Below are 18081 nucleotides of genomic sequence, written 5' to 3'. Positions count from 1 at the left end.
TGACATGAAGCTATATTTAAAACTTTAGTAAGTTAAGTGCTAAAATAAGATCAAGATGTAGGGGCTTAATTGCAATATATATTTATAGAAATATAGATAATTATTACGAATAAAGTAAGGAGGAAAACATATGTCAGGACACTCAAAGTGGCATAACATTCAAGCAAAAAAGGGCAAGACAGATGCAAAAAGAGGTAAGATTTTTACTAAGATAGGTAAAGAAATTGTGATGGCTGTTAAGAATGGTGGAGCTAATCAAGATACAAATGCAAAATTAAGAGATGTAGTTGCAAAAGCCAAGGCAGCAAACATGCCTAATGATACTATTTCAAAAGCAATTAAGAAAGCATCTGGTGAATTATCAGCAGTTAATTATGAAAATATAGTTTATGAAGGTTATGGACCTAGTGGAGTAGCTGTAATAGTTGAAACTCTTACTGATAATAAAAATAGATCTGCTGGAAATGTAAGAAGTGCATTTACAAAAGGCGGCGGAAACATGGGTACATCAGGTTGTGTATCATTTATGTTCCAAGAAAAAGGTGAAATTGTCATTGAAAAAGAAGATAAAGACGAAGATGAATTAATGATGATTGCATTAGATGCTGGTGCTGAAGATTTCGCATCAGAAGATGAAGTATTTGTAGTAACAACTGCACCGGAAGAGTTCGGAACAGTTAGAGAAGCATTAGAAGCACAAGGCATTGAATTCTTAGAAGCTTCAGTTAAGATGATTCCAGATACATACACAGCAATAGATGAAGCTGATGCTAAGAAGTTCCAAAAGATGTTAGATTTACTTGATGACGATGATGACGTTCAAGAAGTGTACCACAACGCTGAATTCCCTGAAGGATGGGATGAATAGGCTCTGAAAGCATTGGTATTGCTAGGATTGAACTGATAAGAACATTGACTCTAAAAACTAAATAATTAAGGTATACATCCATTATGGTTTATGTTTAATGGTGTATGTTATGTTAAACACTTTCTGTTATTAACAGGGGGTGTTTTTTTGTTATTAAGAGATTTGCTAAAAGAATTTATTCTTGAACTAGAGATAAGAAATTACTCTAAAAGAACTTTAAAAGGTTATAAAAACAATAATTCGTTAATGTTTACCTATTTAGAGAAAGAATTTAATATTACTGATGTGGAGGATGTTAAGCCAGCACATATAAAATCCTATGTTAAATTTTTACAAAGACAAGGTAGAAAAACAACATATATAAATGGAATTATTAAATGTTTTAGAGCTTTCTTTAAATATATAACAGATGAAGAAATAATTGAAAATAATCCAATGTTGAAAGTGAACTGGTTAAGGGAAGGAAAAGTAATAATAAATTCATTTGATGATGATGAAGTTAATAGAATGATGAAAGTCTATACAGGTAGCGATTATATGAATATTAGAAATAAATGTATTTTAGCAATATTATTTGATACTGGTATCAGAAACTTAGAATTATGTTCCATAAAGAATGATGATGTAAAAGAAACTTATTTAACAGTAAAGCAAGGTAAGGGAAGAAAAGATAGAAGAGTAGCTTTAAGCCCTTATGTAAGACGTATAATCATTAGATATGTGAGATGCAGGGATAGCTATTTTGCCAATAGAAATGTTGATGAAGCTACGCCATTTTTCTTAAGCTATAGATTTAAACCATTAACAATTGAATCAGTTGAAAGAGTGATGAAAATAGCAGGGGAGAAAGCAGAAATAAGAAAAGATATACGTTGTAGTCCTCATACTGCAAGACATTTTTATGCTATTAGTCAGCTTCGTAATGGGCTTGATGTATATTCTTTAAGCCGTTGTCTCGGTCATGAAAATATTTCAATAACTAAACGTTATTTGCAAGGTTTAAAAGATGAACAAATAGTTGAAATGTCGGTTAAAACTAGTCCACTTATGAATCTAAGAAAGTAGGTGTAAAGATGCAGGTAGATATTATATGGGATAGAGTTGTAAATGGTTATGCAACAAGAGATATTACCAATATTGAAGTAGATGAATACTCGGAAATTATCCTTTGTCTTAAAATTCGATTAGAACAACTTGAAGAAAAACTTATAGAATATAAACAATCTGAAGATAAAAGATTAAAAGTATTTATACCTAAGAGAGAAAAAGAACTTTTGAGATTAAAGAATCTTATTAAATTAATGGAATAAAACGAGGTGTTATTTATGTTAGAGATAGAAACTCAATTTGGCTGTTTTGCTCATTTCAAAGATTTGCTTTTATTCATGCAAGAAGAACACTTACAAGAGATGAAAATAATGGAACTTAGATATTGTTTCAGTGAAATATTTGGAAAAGGTATTTATACATTAAAGCAAATAAAAGAGATAGTGGAGGGTGATTAAATGTTAAATCTAGTTATACCAACAAATAAAACAACATTACAACGTCAAATTAAAGCGTTAAAATATGCCTTGAAAACCGATACGAGTGATAAAGATAAACAAATACACCTTGAAGCTTTGAAATGCTTAGAAGAACTATTAAAGACATTTTAGATAATAAAAAACAACTAGGTACTTTGGCGAGCATCTAGTTGCCTAAAACTTAATATGTTTTATAATTCATACCTCCAAAAAGGTACTTAATCCTGATAAATTAAGTCTACCACAATTTTGAAAAAAATAAAAGAGGGTATGGCTTATTAAGTTTACCCAATTTTAGGTAAGCTTTACTTGTTATGCACTAAGGCAAGTATAAAATATCTTAGGGGTGATATGAAGCCGATAGCAATGAAAATTCATAGGGATTAAAATACCTTAGGAGCAATGCCGAAATCTCCTTAATCATACGGTGGTGGAATAACAATAGAGCTACCTTATATTGGACAGGGTTGTTAGTGTCTAGTAGCAAATATAAGGCTTGTTGATGAAACTCGTAAACAGACTCAACAATGAAAAAAGTCGTGAAAAATCGGCTTTCTTATATCCAAAATCTGAAAAACTCCTCAACAATATTACTTAATTAGCCTAAAGTCAAGTGTAGTATTGATTAAAATATGCTTTAGAAGTCAATAATCAATCATATATATTATGCAGAGAGGTGAGCGTATTGATAGGATTGATTTTAGGAAAACTAATAGTAGAATTTATAGTAGTTGTATGTATGCTAGTTATAGTATCTCAATTGTTGAGGTTGTGGGCGAATAGATAATATTTAGGATAAACAAAAGGATAACTTATTGATGTATAATAAGTTATCCTTAATTAAGATGTTGGTTAATTTTTGCTATCAAATTTCTCTAGTGAATCTAAGGAATTTAAAACAAATTTTAATCTACTCTCTGAATAATCTTGTATCCTAGAATTAATTTCATTAATAAGTTCATCTCTATAACTAGGATTTTGAGATTTATGAGTAGAGAGGTTGATAAAATACGGATTTATATATAGACTATCTTCATAAAGATAGTCTTTAAGCCTTTCACAATTTGTTTTAGACGATATATGAAAATAACTCGAAGATTTGTTGATAATACTTAGGTTAAAATTAATAGATATATCATTTCTGCTATTATTAATATTTAAATATTTAAAAAAATCACCATTAAAAATGGTACTGGAAATCTTTTGGAACATTTCTTCGCAATTATTCTGATTCTTAGTATGTAGTAAGTAACTAATAAAAAGTTCTTTATACTTAATAGGTTTCTTTTTCTTAGAGTGATAAACAATACCATGATTTTCTAGTTTTGATAATAATGTTTCATAATCATAATTATTATAATTAGAATTTGAAATATTGTTTAATATATTTTTAAATTGTTCTAATGAAGTTGGATTGTATTTCAAAATCTCATCGATTTGCTCATTAGTATTACTCATATAAATGTCATAAGCATTTTGCATGGCGAAATTGCTAGGTAAATCAATATACTGATTACTATCTTCAATTAAATTGATACAAGTATCTTTTAATTCATTAAATTTATTAATCGTTTTACTATTTATATTGCTTGTTATAGTACTACAAGTATGACAATTACACTTGGTATATTGAACATCTCTATAACCACCAGCTTTTGATTTATCTGATAAATTAATTTTGTAGGAATGTCCACATGTATTACATTTAAATTCCAATTTACTTTGATCATAATCAAAAATAGCAACTGTTGCATAACCTTTACAAAGATAACAATTAGTAGTACAAGCTATAGGAGTTATATGCTCTTTAAAACTATCTTTTATTTTAAAGATTTTTTTTATAATCATCATATTAACATTGTGTTTTAATTTACTATTAGGATTCATATACTTCCAATATATATAGGTAATTAATAAGTTAGTCAATTTTGAATTACAGTTTATTTTTAAGGATAGCTCATGAGCTGTTTGATTATTTATATTTTGAAAGTTATTTTCGATTAATTCAAGCTTATTAAGACCATTCATTGAAATTATTAATTGCTTTTGTTTATTTAAAAAATCTTCTAAAACTAAGTTGATGTAGTCAATACATGATATAGATTCGTTAGTAATAGGGTTTTTAAATAATTTGTGTAGGCTAAATTTAGTTTTTTCAATATCTTTTAATAAATCTTCTATCCACATTAAAATCACCTCAGAAGTAAGTATAACATCATTTTAAAGATGAAGAAATTATTACTTTAATTCTTATAAAAAAGCTTGTATACTATCAGTAAAAACTAATGAAAAGAGGATAAAATAACAATGGATAATGAATTATTAGAGAAATTATTAAAGCTTAGTGAAGAAAATGGAGCATTGAAAAAAGAAAATGAAATACTAAAAAAAGAAATTGAAAAATTGAATAAGAAATATGAAAAGTATAGAGTTGGAGAAAGGTTATTTGGGAAATAATAATCAAGACTACCTAGTATAATAGGTGGTCTTTTTTTGTCTGAAACGTTGGATAATGAGTTGGTGAATACCCAGTGCCTAACAAAGGTACAAAATTGTACTCATGTAAAATCCCACAAAGCCAATTTTGGAGAGGTCGAACGTAAAAATTATTTGAATATTTCCGTAGAAAATAAAGGGATTAAATACTTTTTGTAGAAATATACAATAATTGAGTAATATTTCGGTAAAAGGTGTTTTAAGTATGAAAATTAATAAAGCGTTATACAAGAATGGAAATATTTCAAAAGAAATACAAGCTATAAAGCTTACTAAGAATGAATATTATAAGAATTATAGAGGGAATTTGTTTTGCACGGAAGAGAAGTGCAAAGCAAAATTAAGTTTTGTTGAAAGAAAAGGTAATATTAAGTTTTTTAGGACATTTCCTAGTACTCCACATATAAATGGCTGTTTGAATGAGGTTATATATGAAGAGATAGGAGAAAAATTAAGAGAAAAGCAATTTGTAAGTAAAATAAATTTATCAAACAAACATATTATAAATAAGTTAGAAAGTGCATTTACCAGATTTAATAAAAAAGATAATGAAACAGGAACAATAAATGTTAGTGATGGTAGTAAAAAATATATTAACAATAATAGTTCTAAAACCAAAGGTAATGAAGCAGAATTATTTGATGAGGGAACAGAAAGCAAAGATGGAAAAGAGCCATATATCATAACAAGAATGTATAATGAGATAGAAAAAGATGATGATACCCGAATAAGATGCATTATTGGTTATGTACACAACATGCAATTAATGGATAAGCATGGATATATTAATTTGACTCCTAAAAAAGTCGATAGTGTTAAAGTTCATTTTGCAGAGTATTTTGTTGTTAATAATGAAACTGAATTTAATAATATGAAAATTATTGAATCGTACATTAAACATATGAAACTAAATAAGAAACAAATAATTTGTTGTTGTATTGGTAGGATAAAATACGTTGAATCAGGTATAAATATAATTCTTGATCGATATCAAGGGTTTACATTAAATGGGTTAAAATACTATGAAATTGTAGGGTATATGAATGATTTAAAAAGTAAATAATTAATTAAAGGACTCGTCATAATTGGTGAGTCCTTTTTTAGTGTGATAAATTATTCTTCCATATATTCAACTATATCTTCAACTTTGCACTTGAAAAATTTACAAAGAATATCTAAATGCTCCTTAGTTATATGTTTATATGTGTCATTCATGTAAGCACCAAGGGTATTGGGTCTTATTCCTGTTGCTTCAGAAAGTTCTTTTTGACTTATATTTATTTCTGCCATTTTAATTCTAAGTTTCATTTTTATACTCATTAATTTTCACCTCAATAGCATTATATCATAAATAGTTATGAAATATAATAAAAAGTTAAAAAATAACTAAAATAGTTATTGACAATAACGAATTTCGATATTATACTATAAACATAAGGTAAATAAAGTTATTAAAAGAAAAAAATGACTTAAGGAAAGGAGAAAAGCAAATGGCAAAAATAATTGATATTCTTACTGATTTATTATTAAAAATCAGAAATAACTTCATAGATAAGCAAGTATGCCAAGAAGGTGAATTTGATTATATGGATGCGATGGCTAAAGAATATGAAAACTATAGTTTATAGAAAGTGATCTAATAAAACTTTGAAGATGTAAAAATGATTAAAAAATTAGAGGAAGAGAATAGGTGTTAAACATGGAAAATGTAAAAGTTAATAGTGTTAATAGTGAAGTTGGTATGAGTTTAAGGAATAGGATTTCTAAAGAAGATAAGTTTTTAGATTTTACTTGTTTCTTAATGAATATGATTGAAATGGACGAGGATGCAGGATATTCAAGTTTAGAAAATTATAAGCTTGGGGAAGATTGCTTTGAAAGAGAATTAGTAAAATATGCTTTTAACGAGAATAGCATTTGGGAACAATGTTTCGAAGTAGCAGGAGTTAAAAATTTAAATGAGTTTGAAATTCAATTTAAGAATGTACATTTCTGTGAGGGGGTAATACAGCAGTAGTTGAGTTAAATGATTGTAATAAATTTGTTGCATTAAGATTATAAGGAGTTTTTTATTTGTATATTGTATATCAATTTTTGGATATCTAAAAGGTGTCCAAGCGTAGGTACGCAATATATAACATTAAAAAGGTGGACATGCGTTCGCCTTACAGTTGTCTAATATTCTTTTAAATCATAAATTTTATGTGGAAGTTAATTTTGCATAATGGGTAGTTCAAACAGACCACCACAATATATAGTGGTATCGAAGTTGTGGAACTAATAGTTCTATTTTAGGAAGGTGCACAGGGTATCAATTTTTTAAAGGATCATGGGTTATGTAAATGCATTGTGCCTACACATTTTTTTACATTTAAAGAAAAACGAAGTATATTTTTATTAGAAGGGTTTTTATGAACGAAGAACAATTAATAGAAGAATAAGAGGATTCGGTGTTCCACACCTCACCTCACTTTTTATGGAAACAAAATAAATGATTAAGGAAGGATGATAGAGTTTATGGGACAAATTAAATTATTAAAAATTGGACAAGAAAACTTAAATGCAGTAAATCAAATGATAAGCAAAACTATTAAAGAGGCAAATTATATAAAGCAAGACAAATACACATTTTTATTTAAAGCATTAGAAACATATAAAGACAAAGAACTTGAAGAAAATGAAATTATATTAGATGTTATTAAAGTAACATTATCTAATGATGAAAAAACAGCAAAATCACAATGGTTTGAAGGAATAGAACTAGAAGATATGAGATATTTTGGTTGGTTTGCAACTCCAGGTGGAATGAAACAAGAAAACGAAAAAGAAGATGAAAAGTGTGAAGCTTTCTTTATTAGAGAAGATATAAAAGAGTTTACAACTTGGTTTGAAAATATAATATCATTAAACCAGTTTAAGTTGCTAAATGATAAAGAAATATATGTGAACAAGCAAGTTTTAAGTAGAATTGCACTTACAACAAGTATATTAATAACTGAGATTAACATGCCTAATATAATAATACTACCTAAAGCAACTATTGATTTCAGTAGAATATATAAAACTGTTGTTCCAAACGAAGTTGAAGTAGAAGTTGTAAATGAAAAAACAGATGAAATAACATTAGAGAAACAAATTGAATACTCATTAGAAGATTATGATTTTGAAGGTGAAATTGATGTATTTGATGGAGGTGGGATAGCAACACCTGAAGTATTTGAACAGATTGGACAAACTTTAAAAAGAAATGATATTGATTTTGCTGTAATTAGAGGATATGGAATAGGAATAAAAGGACTTATAACAAGATTTGATATTATAAAATTCTTAGATGTGTTCTATAAAGAAGATATGGAGTTTTGTAAAAAAGAGAATGGAAAATATTATTTGATGGATATGTTTGGAGCATGGAGAGAAGTAGCTGATAATACATTACTCTTAAACGAGTCAATGGTTAAATTAGCAGATTTATTTGCAGAAGAAATAAAAGATGCACATAAAAATATAATAGCAACTCAAGAAACTTATGGAATGGACTTAATAAATGAAAAACTAGAAAAATACAACAATAAGACAGATATAAATACATATGAACTTTTAAACAAATTATACATAACTAAGGTTAATAAGTTTGAGTCTGAACTAACCGATTATAGAACTCTATGCTATCAGTTATTTAACGCTTTAGCATTAACAGATAAAGAATATCACCAAATAGCAGACCAAGATTATCAACTATATAAAAAATTAGTTAGACCTTATGAAATAAAGGATAAGGATTCAGATATAAAAGAATTTGAAATAAATTCAGATTATATCAATCTATATTTTAGAAATATTACAAAAGCTACTGAGATTGAATATGACGAAGAAAACCTTGCTGAATATGATATAGAGGAATTTGAAGAAAATGCTCTTAATCATACAGATAAGACTGCTATGTTAATTCAATTGAATAAAGATAATGTTGAACTTAAAACAACAAAAATGCAAATTTCAAATATGATTGAGAAGAAAGTTAGGCAATTAGCATGTGGAAAAATAACTACTAAGGCTCAGTATTGTTATATTGCTATAGACCCAATTTCATACATGAACTTTGCTATGACTAGAGAACAAGGAGACAATGGATTGAAAGATGGTCAATTCTATAATAGAAAATGTAATAATGGAGATATTAGAACAATTTATAGAAATCCATTAATGGCATTTTCGGAAATACACAATGTTGAATTTGTAAGAGATAATTTCTTTGATAACTATTTTTGCAAATCGTCAGAATTAATCTACTTTAATCAAAAATCTGATATATATTCTCAAATTGGAAGTGGGGATTCAGATGGAGATGCAGTAACGGTAATAGATAGCGAGATAATTAGACATGGAGTTGTTGAAACTGATAAGCCATTTTTCTTCTCGGCTGATGGTAAGAAAATACCATACATTTATAATGATGAAGCAAAATTTGAATGTAGTTGGAAACCATCGGGTAACTTAATAGGTTCAGTATCTATACTTGCAACAGTTGTGAATACATATAGTCAAACATTGCCAAAGTACTATAGTCCTGATAGTAATAAATTCTATTACTATGATGAAGTATTAGAAATACTAGCAGAACATAATTTTGAAGGAATTACTAAGGATTCTGATTATGATAAAGTTGTTGAGCCAGCTATTAACAAATTAATTGAAGCAGGTCATTTGATGTATTCTAATTCAAAGAACATGGACGATGAAATAGTTAGAGAACAAATAAAGAAACAATTTTTAGAAGATAGTAAAGATATTTACTCACTATTATACACATCAAGCTTGGTTATAGATACACCCAAAACAATGAATATTATTGATAGAGATATGTATATTAAACCTATAGAAGACAACTATAAAAAATCTAAAGGTAGCAATATTAAACCATATTTCTTACAATACAAAAAATATAAATGGGAAATTGGAAAGATGGAAACATATTATTCTAGTCCACAAACATTTATGGATAGAGCAGCAAAAATAATACAAAAGAAAATATTAAATACATTGGAAAATAATAAAAAATCATTTTCAGATAAAGCAAAACAATTGCAAAAACAACTTGTAAATAATAAATATGATGAAGATAAACTTCAAGAATGTAAAGAAAAAATGGAGAGATTTTATGAGGAATACTCAAAAGAATCATCTGAAATTAGAGAAAAGCACAAGTTTAATAGAGCAGAAAAATCTAAACAATTAAGAGAATTAGATGCTTATTCTATTTTAGTAGCTGATGATGCTAGAAAACAATATGACACTTATACAATTGCACAAACTTTAGCTGAATTAGATAAATGTTCAGAAGCATTTCTAATTAATTTATTCTTTAGTCACTTTTTAGATATAGACAAGCTTAAGCCTAGTATGAAAATTCAATTTGTACCAGATGAAAACGGAGATATTGAGTATTTATATAAGAAGTATAGAAAGCTTGAAAAGTTAGTTAATTTTAATGATAACACTGCTCAAAATGTGCATCTAAAAGAATTAGAAAGACTAAAGGTAATTAAAGAAGTGCGTTTTGATTGTAGAGAAAATCCTGATATGGTTAAAGAAATTACAGATAAAATAAAAGCAGGTTTGAATGAAAATGGCTATTATGAATTAGAGTTAAATGGACTAAAGGTATTTGAGGATTTTGCTGAATTAATTGAAGGAAAAGATAAATTAAGAATTGATGGTTTCATGTTAAATAAGAATAATAATGTAGCAATTACAGCTAAAAGTTTTGGAATTTATTATTATGTATAGGGTTCGTGGCTTCTAGCCACTTCCCACTTTTAATGGAAATTGAAATTAAGGAAGGAATGATAATTATTATGGAACAAAAAGTTAAATTCGATAAAGAGTATGCTACTCAGTGGCTTAAGGAAGTAGATTATTTAAAAACAGTTGGAATTGAGCCAACTTTTGATAAAGAGATAAATGGAGTAAAGACATATAAGTACACAAAAAATAAAAAGTTGTTTGAAGCTTTAGCAAAGTTTCATAATTAATAAAATATTAAAGATGAAGGAGGGCGATTGAGAATGGGAAAAAAACTGTTAAACTTAATTAATGATTTAGAATATGATACTAAATATTTACAACAAAAACAATCCAATGGAGACACTTGGCTAGATGCTGACAATTATAGGTGTAAAGTCTTTAATCTAGAAAGAGTTACATATACAGCAGACGAAATTGTTTCAGTAACAGATGAATTAGAGGAAATAGCAAACAAAGTAACTGAATCATTCAAAAATACATTTATAGATAGAGGTAAACAAGCTACTGAAGAACAAATATATTTTGCCAATGAAACTGCAAAGATTGTGCTAGGAAAATTTAAAGAGAATATAATTTGTATTGATCCTGCTCCATGTGGTTTTGGTAAATCAACAATCAAGCTTGAGCTTATGAAATATATGACTAAGTTATATGAAGATGGGTTATCAACTACAGGTGTAATAATTGGTGGAGACAGATTAGATGATTTAAGACAACTTCAAAAGGATTTAGGAGAATATTCAAAATACACATATCTTTTAGAAGGTTGGAACGAAAAAGTTTGCTTAGATAAAACCATTAAAACAGTTGAAACTGGAATGTGTAAGAAATGTACTTTTTGGAATTGTAAAGTAAAAAAACAAATGAGTGACCAAAAGGAAAAACCAATACTATTAGTAACTAATACTAGATTAAAAGAACTTGGTGCTGATTTTTGTTCAACTTATATGAAATATGATAAAGGTGAAAGAAAAATATTATTAATAGATGAAAAACCACAAATGTTCAATACAGTTGAAATTAATAAAATATTATTAAATAACATTGATTCTGCAATTTCAAAAGCAGAATACCAAGATAATGAAATGGATGAAAAAACTCAACTATCAAAGTACTGGAAAGAAATTTCTGAATTGGTTGAAAGTAAAATGATTCCACTAAGAGGAAAGTATAAGAGATTTATAATATCAAATAGTTGCAATATTCCAGTATGTATGAATAATCATGAATTTATGAAGCTTTGGAACAAGTACATAAAACACAATTTTAAAAGAGAATTGCAACATATTCATGAAGTATTAACTAAAGGTGGCTTTTATGTATGCGAATCTAATACAGAATTTATAAGTACAATAGGCTATAACAATCTAAGGGAAATGTATAAATCATTTGAAAAAGTGGTTATATTTGATGGTTCAGCACTTTATGATCCAGAATATCTAGGACTATATGATTATGATAAAGAAAAAGATATTGATAATAGTGATATACGTTTTTTATATATTCCAAATACAAGAACATATAATAATTTATATATAACTATAAATACTGCTCATAAATTAACTAAAACTGAATTTAAAAATAAAAAATATTTGCCTTATGCAATATCAAATTATATTAAAAATAAAGTTAAAGTAGGATTTCATGGTAGAAGTTATGTAGTTACATATCAGGAACAAGCAACAATTTTAAGTCAATTACTTGGAACAGATACTTTAAAGAGACAGATACCGAGAGCAAATAATAAATGCTATTACTATGGAAATACTAAAGGTTCTAATGAAATGGACGAGTGCACAAGAATGTTTAATATTGGATGGGATACACTTCCAGATTATCAAATTGCTATAAAGTACTTGAGTTGTGATATTAAACAATGGGAACATATATTGGAATTATGCAAGGATACAGAAAAAGCTCAATTTATATCTGATATATTTTTAAAGAAAGATAGAAGGGTTGATGAAGTTGGAAATAGAACATACACTGGTGAATATAATCAATATTGCTTTGGCTTAACTTCAATTGATGAATTTCAATACTTAGATATGGTAAGCAAATTTTATCAAGAAGTACATAGAACAAAGTTAAGAGACTACAACTATGATAAAGAAATAAAAGTATATTTATTTCAAACTAAACCATTGATTTATAGTATGCTTAAAGCTTTATTACCTGAATGTACGATTGAAAAACATGTAGATAAATTAAGTGAATTTCAAAAGGCTAAAGATGATACTAGAGAAAATAAATGTAAAGGCTATGATAAATTCTTTGAATGGTTTAATTCTTGGGATGGATCAATTATAAAGTCAAAGAAACTCAAAGAAATACTTGAAGTAGATAATGAGCAATTTAAAACTTTAATAAAGAATAAGACAATAAATGAAACATTTTCTGAATTTGATATACCGAAAAAAGGATTCTATAGTATGATTAAATAATTTTAGGGGTATTTCCTATATATAGTATATATATAAGATTTACCCCTAAAAAGCAAAAAAGTATATTATTCTAGTAAGAGTTAATAAAATAAAATGGTTAGTTAAAAATAAATAAAAACAATTTTCAATTAAGATTAGTTTTGGCGACGTAAGGAGACAAAAATCATCTTAGTTGAATCCCCTTGATAGGGGGGAGGGGCGTAGAATTATGAATAAGAAGTCCTGAAAAATAAATCACGATTCTATAAATTATATCAGAACTATGGACAAGGAAAAGAAAATATTAACTTTGACTTATTCTCTATTTGATTTGTTATAGGTCGTGTCCGCCCTGCGTCCACTTCCCCTTTTTGTGGAAAATGATAAATAAAATATATTATATGTGAAATTTACAGAAGAAAAAAATATATCATTATTTTATTATTTTCTAATTGGATAATTTAATAGGCAGTATGGCTGTCTAATTCCTTTCTTTTATATAATTTATTTTGTTTAAAGACAGATTACTTTTTGTAGTCTGTCTATTTAATTATCCAAAACCAAGTGATGATACTTGGAAAGTCTTTGTACGGAATTACTCAAAAAATATTATTATGGTTATGCCTGAACCCAAAGGCGAGAAGGAGAATGTAAAATGAGTAAAAAAGTATTAACAAACAAAGAAATATTAGGAGCTATTCAATCTACCTTAAATGATAGAGAGGAATGGGAACTTGAGAATGGCTGCTATATGTACAATCTAAAGAAACAAAAAGATAAAATTGTATTACAGATTTTTGAAGAAGAAATTGATGGTGTATATGATAGTTTATATGCAGAGTTTATTACAGATGTATCAGATGATTCAGTTCAAATTATTAAAGGATTAATTACTGATATTTATGAGAGCACCTTGAATTATAAACAACAATTTGCTAGACAGACACCAAGTTTCTATAAGAGGAAAATCAAGAGTATTGCAAACTGGACTAATAAAAATAAAATGGACAAAGTTCAGGAACTCACAAAGCAGCTAACTGAAAGATTTGTTGAAGATAGAATAGTTTTAGATGATATTACTAATCTAAAAGATATTGTTAGAGATTTATATAATTGCTTATCTCAAATCGACAGTTCATGGAAACAAAAAGAAATTAGAGATAAATTACTTAAAAGATGTAAAGAACTCAATATACAAAATGTTGGGTGTTCATATATTGAAAATGAAATAATAGCTTATAGACATGCAGATGATAGTACAATTATTTCTAAAGCTAGAATTGTTATAGATACAGCTTATTGCAACATTAATAATTCTATAAATGAACTTATAAACCAATTAAGAAAGGTGGCTTAATTATGTTAGAAGATTTAGTAGCAGTTACAGGAACTTTAAATAGAGTACATAGAATTAGTGGTGTTGGTAAAAGAAAGATACTTAGAGAATCTTTTGGATTAAGGGATAAAGAAAAATGTTGGGAATTTTATAACAATGTACACAATATGATGGTTGGAGTTAAAATACAAGATTTTTTAAATGTATATCCAATGAAGAAAATCTTTGATGGAGATAAATATGGGGAGAAAGATTACTATAGTAGTAAACAATACGTAGATACTTTATTATCTGTTACAGATACATTTAATGAAGATAATGTAGCAGAGTTTTTAATGGAAACTTTGTTAGATGAAGTTCTATTTGAACAAGCAGCAATAAGTATGATGATGGGAGTTAGTTATAAATTAGAAGAAAAAACAGGTGTTGGTGCTTTTGATATGTTCTTTAACTATGGAGCTAGAAGCACTAATAAAGAAACAAATTATTTAAAAGTAGTTAGATAAGGTGGTCATAATTTTGGCTACCTTATATTATACTTTTTTAAAAATAAAAATCTATAAGTATTCACTTAATTATAACACTTGAAACAAAATAAGGCAATATAAAAATAAAATAAATTATAAATTGAATGGGGGATTTTAATTATGGTAAATAAAAATATTGATAAAAATAAACAATTAGTATATGCAGTTTGGGTTAATGATGGAGATATAAGTTATGTGTATTTGGGAAGTGGTAAACATGAAAGACTTAGTGGGAATGGTAGTAAATTAAGGAGAAATGTACACGATAATAAGACACTACAAGAAGCATACAATATAGTTAATAAATTTCATGTTGAAACATTAGAATTCAATATAGAAGATGATGAGAAAGCTAGAGATATTGAAGAAATGTATATCGAGCATTTTAAAAGAATTGATAATGTAATTGTGTGCAATAAATATCCAACATATGCAAGTGAATATAAAAGAAAATTGGATGAAGATGATGTTAAATTTATTAGGGAATTAATAGCTAAAGGTAAAACTAATAAGGAAATTGCAGAAAGATTTAATGTTGATCCATCTACTATAAGTAGAATTAAGACAAAGAAAAGATGGGGAGGTGTTTGCTAATGATAGATTTAATACTCATTTTAGGATTAGGTATAATAGCTTTATTTCTTAGTGCAAGGATTGACATATTACAACAGGAGAATAAAGGATTAAGGGATACTATAAAAAGAGATAGAGAATGGTTTGAAGTTGATAAACGAACATCTGTAGAATTAGCTAAAGTAAATGAACGATTTAAAATATCACGAGAAGAATATGTAAGAAAGTGTGAAGAATTTGAAAGACAATGCAAAGAATATACTAAAGGTATAAAATAATGAAAAGAATTAAAAAGTACATAGATGATAATGGTGAGAGTTGGGATTCAAAATCAGAGTTCCAATTCTTTTGTTATCTTCAAGAAAATAGAGATAAATTAAATATCAAAAAAATTGATAGGCAAGTAAAGTATATATTGCAAGAGCCTTTTATGTTGGGTTCTAAAAAGATACAAGCCATTACATATAAAAGTGATTTTACATTAGAAATGAATGATAAAAAAATAGTAATTATAGATATAAAGCCACCAGTAAAGTCGATTTGGGATGCTAAGTTTAATTTGAAATGGAAAATGATGATGAATTTACATAGGGACTATATTTTCAAGATATATGCTTGGAAGAATAGAGATATTGGTTGGATAGAAATAAAATAAAAGTGGTTTTTTGTTAATTTTATATACTGTATGGAATCATATAGGTTATATGTAAAAAAAGTTTCTATTTGATATATTTTTACAATCCTCATATAATTATGTTATATAGGGGGAGTTAAAATGGAGGCGACTGTAAATAAAATTCAGGAAAACTTAGATAATAATTTAACAGAAGAACACACAAAAGAAGGAATAAGTGCAGCTTATGTAAAAGCAATAGCCAACTATGCTGGTTTTAATTTTGAGCAACCAGTAAATGATTATGGGATAGATGGAACTTTTTCTGGAATTAAAGTGAGAAAAAAAGGTGGGGAAAAAAGACTACTATCAGATGGTTGTAAATTAGATTTTCAATTAAAAGCTTCAATTAATGTAAAAATGGAAAAAGATTTGATTAAATATAGTTTGGAATCAAAAAATTATAATGATTTAGTAGATGATGAAATATGTACTCCGAGAATACTTATAGTATATAAGCTTCCAAGAAATAAAGACGAATGGATTAAAGTTACTGAGAATGGAACAATGTTTAAGGATTGTGCATGGTGGTGCTACTTGTCAGGTCTGCAAGAGACAAATAATAAGGAAACAATAACAATTGAAATACCAAGAAATCAAATATTTGATGATAAATCTTTGAAGGAACTAATGGGGAAAGTTAAGAAAGGGGAAATAGTTTGATGTTTAATTTAAATCAAATTAATGATACAACTATAGAAACCTTTGAAAAATACTTGATTAAAAATTTATGGGTAGAAGATATAGAATTTCCAAATAAAAAAATTAAACTATTCAGAAAAATAATTGATGATGAAGAATATAGCTTGTCCTTACCAGCAAAAAGTAATTTTAAAGATTCACATAGGAAAATTAATGAGGCAATAGAGATATTAGCTGAATTAAAAGAATTATCAAATCAAAAATTAATCTCTGAAGTATGGAAAGAAAGTAATAATAATGTTTTTATCTTAAATAAAGAAATTGAGACTAATAAATCACAAAAAGATATTTTAAGCTTTAGAATTATTTCTAAATTATCAGATGAAGGAATAATTCCTTTAGAGTATGGATCAAATATTGTTGAGGGATTAAAAAAATTAATTTTATCCGCTATTTTTAATGAGGAACATCCACAACCACACTTTTTTAGAACAAATAAAAATTCGCACGAAAAATTATCAAGGTATAAATTAGGTCAAACAGCTTTTGGAAGCTATGTGTTTAATGTAGAAATTGATAATTATATGCATGAGCAACTACAAATAAATGAAAACGAGATAATTGAAACTTTGCCAGAAGAAAGAAAAATAATTAAAAGAATTCAAAATGGTATTTATAATATTAGAGAAAAAGATATGGATACTTTATTTGAAAATGGATATAAAAAAGGACTAAATGCAAATATGTGTGATGCTTTGTTAAACTTTAATCTAGAGAATTATGATGTGAAAATTGAATCAAAGGTTACATGGTCAGATTTATTACCTAGACCTGATGATATTAAAGAAAAAGTTATATTAGAAAATAAAGATTTTTACAAGGTTAAGATATTATCAGAGAAATATAAAGAAGTGAAAAGTATTGAACAAGGAATAAGAGGCAGAATCATTAAATTAATTAATAGGAAAGATTCTCAAGGCAATTCAGTTGAGAGAAACATAGTTATGCAGACAGAGGTTGAAGGAAAATCTAAAAATGTAAAAATAGAACTAAGTGATGTGGATTATAAAAGGGCGTGTGAGGCTCATAAACAAGATCAAGAAATAACAATAAGCGGTGAATTACTAAAGGAAGGAAAAACGTGGATGTTAGTGAATTATAAAGATTTAAAAATTATATAATTATTTTTTAGTATTAAATAAGGAGTAGATA

General features: G+C 27.1%; 21 protein-coding genes. 19 read left to right on the top strand and 2 right to left on the bottom strand.

Translation table 11 applies throughout. From position 1 onward, the window contains the following. Window positions 1–130 precede the first annotated feature (130 nt). The 5 genes from KEC93_RS21385 to KEC93_RS21365 all read left to right on the top strand — a co-directional run bounded on the left by KEC93_RS21385 (window position 131) and on the right by KEC93_RS21365 (window position 2526). Complete coding sequence (locus KEC93_RS21385; RefSeq protein ID WP_077841199.1) at window positions 131–868, top strand: YebC/PmpR family DNA-binding transcriptional regulator; 738 nt, start codon at window positions 131–133, stop codon at window positions 866–868. Window positions 869–1015: 147 nt separating this feature from the next. Further along, a complete protein-coding gene (locus tag KEC93_RS21380) occupies window positions 1016–1933 on the top strand; it encodes a tyrosine-type recombinase/integrase (protein ID WP_077868605.1) in 918 nt (305 codons plus the stop codon). 8 nt (window positions 1934–1941) lie between these two features. Further along, window positions 1942–2178, top strand: a complete 237-nt coding sequence (locus KEC93_RS21375) for a hypothetical protein (protein WP_077868606.1) — start codon at window positions 1942–1944, stop codon at window positions 2176–2178. A 15-nt stretch (window positions 2179–2193) separates the two neighbouring features. After that, on the top strand, window positions 2194–2373 hold the full coding sequence (locus tag KEC93_RS21370) for a hypothetical protein (protein WP_077868607.1): 180 nt from the start codon (window positions 2194–2196) through the stop codon (window positions 2371–2373). Beyond that, window positions 2374–2526 carry a hypothetical protein gene (locus tag KEC93_RS21365; protein WP_172462677.1) on the top strand — a complete coding sequence of 51 codons (153 nt, stop codon included), beginning with the start codon at window positions 2374–2376 and terminating at the stop codon, window positions 2524–2526. It begins immediately after the preceding gene. A gap of 720 nt (window positions 2527–3246) precedes the next feature. Here the strand turns inward: KEC93_RS21365 and KEC93_RS21360 are convergent. Then, the gene (locus tag KEC93_RS21360; protein WP_077868608.1) at window positions 3247–4581 is read right to left on the bottom strand and encodes a hypothetical protein; all 1335 of its coding nucleotides are present in this window, start codon (window positions 4579–4581) and stop codon (window positions 3247–3249) included. A 120-nt stretch (window positions 4582–4701) separates the two neighbouring features. Between KEC93_RS21360 and KEC93_RS21355 the strand changes: the two genes are divergently transcribed. Beyond that, on the top strand, window positions 4702–4851 hold the full coding sequence (locus tag KEC93_RS21355; RefSeq protein ID WP_172462678.1) for a hypothetical protein: 150 nt from the start codon (window positions 4702–4704) through the stop codon (window positions 4849–4851). Window positions 4852–5095: 244 nt separating this feature from the next. Continuing rightward, window positions 5096–5953 (top strand): hypothetical protein, encoded by an 858-nt coding sequence (locus KEC93_RS21350; RefSeq protein WP_077868609.1) that lies wholly within the window; start codon window positions 5096–5098, stop codon window positions 5951–5953. Between the two features lie 50 nt (window positions 5954–6003). On the opposite strand, the gene KEC93_RS21345 is transcribed toward KEC93_RS21350, so the two are convergent. Beyond that, on the bottom strand, window positions 6004–6210 hold the full coding sequence (locus tag KEC93_RS21345) for a helix-turn-helix domain-containing protein (protein ID WP_241394838.1): 207 nt from the start codon (window positions 6208–6210) through the stop codon (window positions 6004–6006). A gap of 170 nt (window positions 6211–6380) precedes the next feature. Here KEC93_RS21345 and KEC93_RS21340 point away from each other — a divergent pair, with 170 nt between their 5' ends. From KEC93_RS21340 to KEC93_RS21285, 12 genes are all read left to right on the top strand, one after another. Continuing rightward, the gene (locus KEC93_RS21340; protein WP_172462679.1) at window positions 6381–6518 is read left to right on the top strand and encodes a hypothetical protein; all 138 of its coding nucleotides are present in this window, start codon (window positions 6381–6383) and stop codon (window positions 6516–6518) included. Between the two features lie 71 nt (window positions 6519–6589). Continuing rightward, window positions 6590–6907: a hypothetical protein gene (locus tag KEC93_RS21335; RefSeq protein WP_139357397.1), complete on the top strand. Its 318-nt coding sequence runs from the start codon at window positions 6590–6592 to the stop codon at window positions 6905–6907. A gap of 500 nt (window positions 6908–7407) precedes the next feature. Continuing rightward, window positions 7408–10677 (top strand): hypothetical protein, encoded by a 3270-nt coding sequence (locus KEC93_RS21330; protein WP_077868611.1) that lies wholly within the window; start codon window positions 7408–7410, stop codon window positions 10675–10677. 32 nt (window positions 10678–10709) lie between these two features. Then, entirely contained in the window at window positions 10710–10922 is a 213-nt protein-coding gene (locus tag KEC93_RS21325; RefSeq protein WP_077868612.1) for a hypothetical protein, read from the top strand. Window positions 10923–10955: 33 nt separating this feature from the next. After that, complete coding sequence (locus KEC93_RS21320; protein WP_077868613.1) at window positions 10956–13139, top strand: hypothetical protein; 2184 nt, start codon at window positions 10956–10958, stop codon at window positions 13137–13139. A gap of 634 nt (window positions 13140–13773) precedes the next feature. Beyond that, window positions 13774–14475, top strand: coding sequence for a hypothetical protein (locus KEC93_RS21315; protein WP_077868614.1), 702 nt, complete (start codon window positions 13774–13776; stop codon window positions 14473–14475). Window positions 14476–14477: 2 nt separating this feature from the next. After that, window positions 14478–14960: a hypothetical protein gene (locus tag KEC93_RS21310; protein ID WP_077868615.1), complete on the top strand. Its 483-nt coding sequence runs from the start codon at window positions 14478–14480 to the stop codon at window positions 14958–14960. A gap of 141 nt (window positions 14961–15101) precedes the next feature. After that, on the top strand, window positions 15102–15575 hold the full coding sequence (locus tag KEC93_RS21305) for a helix-turn-helix domain-containing protein (protein WP_077868616.1): 474 nt from the start codon (window positions 15102–15104) through the stop codon (window positions 15573–15575). Further along, a complete protein-coding gene (locus KEC93_RS21300) occupies window positions 15575–15832 on the top strand; it encodes a hypothetical protein (protein WP_077868617.1) in 258 nt (85 codons plus the stop codon). Before KEC93_RS21305 ends, KEC93_RS21300 begins: the two co-directional genes overlap by 1 nt. Further along, window positions 15832–16209, top strand: a complete 378-nt coding sequence (locus KEC93_RS21295) for a DUF1064 domain-containing protein (protein ID WP_077868618.1) — start codon at window positions 15832–15834, stop codon at window positions 16207–16209. The genes KEC93_RS21300 and KEC93_RS21295 overlap by 1 nt, the downstream gene beginning before the upstream one ends. Window positions 16210–16329: 120 nt before the next feature. Continuing rightward, on the top strand, window positions 16330–16890 hold the full coding sequence (locus KEC93_RS21290; RefSeq protein WP_077868619.1) for a DUF4365 domain-containing protein: 561 nt from the start codon (window positions 16330–16332) through the stop codon (window positions 16888–16890). Further along, window positions 16890–18050, top strand: coding sequence for a hypothetical protein (locus KEC93_RS21285; RefSeq protein WP_077868620.1), 1161 nt, complete (start codon window positions 16890–16892; stop codon window positions 18048–18050). The genes KEC93_RS21290 and KEC93_RS21285 overlap by 1 nt, the downstream gene beginning before the upstream one ends. Window positions 18051–18081: the final 31 nt, after the last annotated feature.

Origin of the sequence: Clostridium beijerinckii, from assembly GCF_018223745.1 — a bacterium.
Lineage (GTDB): Bacteria > Bacillota > Clostridia > Clostridiales > Clostridiaceae > Clostridium > Clostridium beijerinckii.
The sequence above is the reverse complement of the archived record's forward strand: the minus strand, read 5'-3'. Positions and strand labels throughout refer to the sequence as shown.

Coding starts and splice junctions, on each gene's coding strand:
- KEC93_RS21385 (WP_077841199.1), top strand. CDS start 131: ATGTCAGGACACTCAAAGTGGCATAACATTCAAGCAAAAAAGGGCAAG.
- KEC93_RS21375 (WP_077868606.1), top strand. CDS start 1,942: ATGCAGGTAGATATTATATGGGATAGAGTTGTAAATGGTTATGCAACA.
- KEC93_RS21370 (WP_077868607.1), top strand. CDS start 2,194: ATGTTAGAGATAGAAACTCAATTTGGCTGTTTTGCTCATTTCAAAGAT.
- KEC93_RS21365 (WP_172462677.1), top strand. CDS start 2,374: ATGTTAAATCTAGTTATACCAACAAATAAAACAACATTACAACGTCAA.
- KEC93_RS21360 (WP_077868608.1), bottom strand. CDS start 4,581: ATGTGGATAGAAGATTTATTAAAAGATATTGAAAAAACTAAATTTAGC.
- KEC93_RS21355 (WP_172462678.1), top strand. CDS start 4,702: ATGGATAATGAATTATTAGAGAAATTATTAAAGCTTAGTGAAGAAAAT.
- KEC93_RS21350 (WP_077868609.1), top strand. CDS start 5,096: ATGAAAATTAATAAAGCGTTATACAAGAATGGAAATATTTCAAAAGAA.
- KEC93_RS21345 (WP_241394838.1), bottom strand. CDS start 6,210: ATGAGTATAAAAATGAAACTTAGAATTAAAATGGCAGAAATAAATATA.
- KEC93_RS21340 (WP_172462679.1), top strand. CDS start 6,381: ATGGCAAAAATAATTGATATTCTTACTGATTTATTATTAAAAATCAGA.
- KEC93_RS21335 (WP_139357397.1), top strand. CDS start 6,590: ATGGAAAATGTAAAAGTTAATAGTGTTAATAGTGAAGTTGGTATGAGT.
- KEC93_RS21330 (WP_077868611.1), top strand. CDS start 7,408: ATGGGACAAATTAAATTATTAAAAATTGGACAAGAAAACTTAAATGCA.
- KEC93_RS21325 (WP_077868612.1), top strand. CDS start 10,710: ATGGAAATTGAAATTAAGGAAGGAATGATAATTATTATGGAACAAAAA.
- KEC93_RS21320 (WP_077868613.1), top strand. CDS start 10,956: ATGGGAAAAAAACTGTTAAACTTAATTAATGATTTAGAATATGATACT.
- KEC93_RS21315 (WP_077868614.1), top strand. CDS start 13,774: ATGAGTAAAAAAGTATTAACAAACAAAGAAATATTAGGAGCTATTCAA.
- KEC93_RS21310 (WP_077868615.1), top strand. CDS start 14,478: ATGTTAGAAGATTTAGTAGCAGTTACAGGAACTTTAAATAGAGTACAT.
- KEC93_RS21305 (WP_077868616.1), top strand. CDS start 15,102: ATGGTAAATAAAAATATTGATAAAAATAAACAATTAGTATATGCAGTT.
- KEC93_RS21300 (WP_077868617.1), top strand. CDS start 15,575: ATGATAGATTTAATACTCATTTTAGGATTAGGTATAATAGCTTTATTT.
- KEC93_RS21295 (WP_077868618.1), top strand. CDS start 15,832: ATGAAAAGAATTAAAAAGTACATAGATGATAATGGTGAGAGTTGGGAT.
- KEC93_RS21290 (WP_077868619.1), top strand. CDS start 16,330: ATGGAGGCGACTGTAAATAAAATTCAGGAAAACTTAGATAATAATTTA.
- KEC93_RS21285 (WP_077868620.1), top strand. CDS start 16,890: ATGTTTAATTTAAATCAAATTAATGATACAACTATAGAAACCTTTGAA.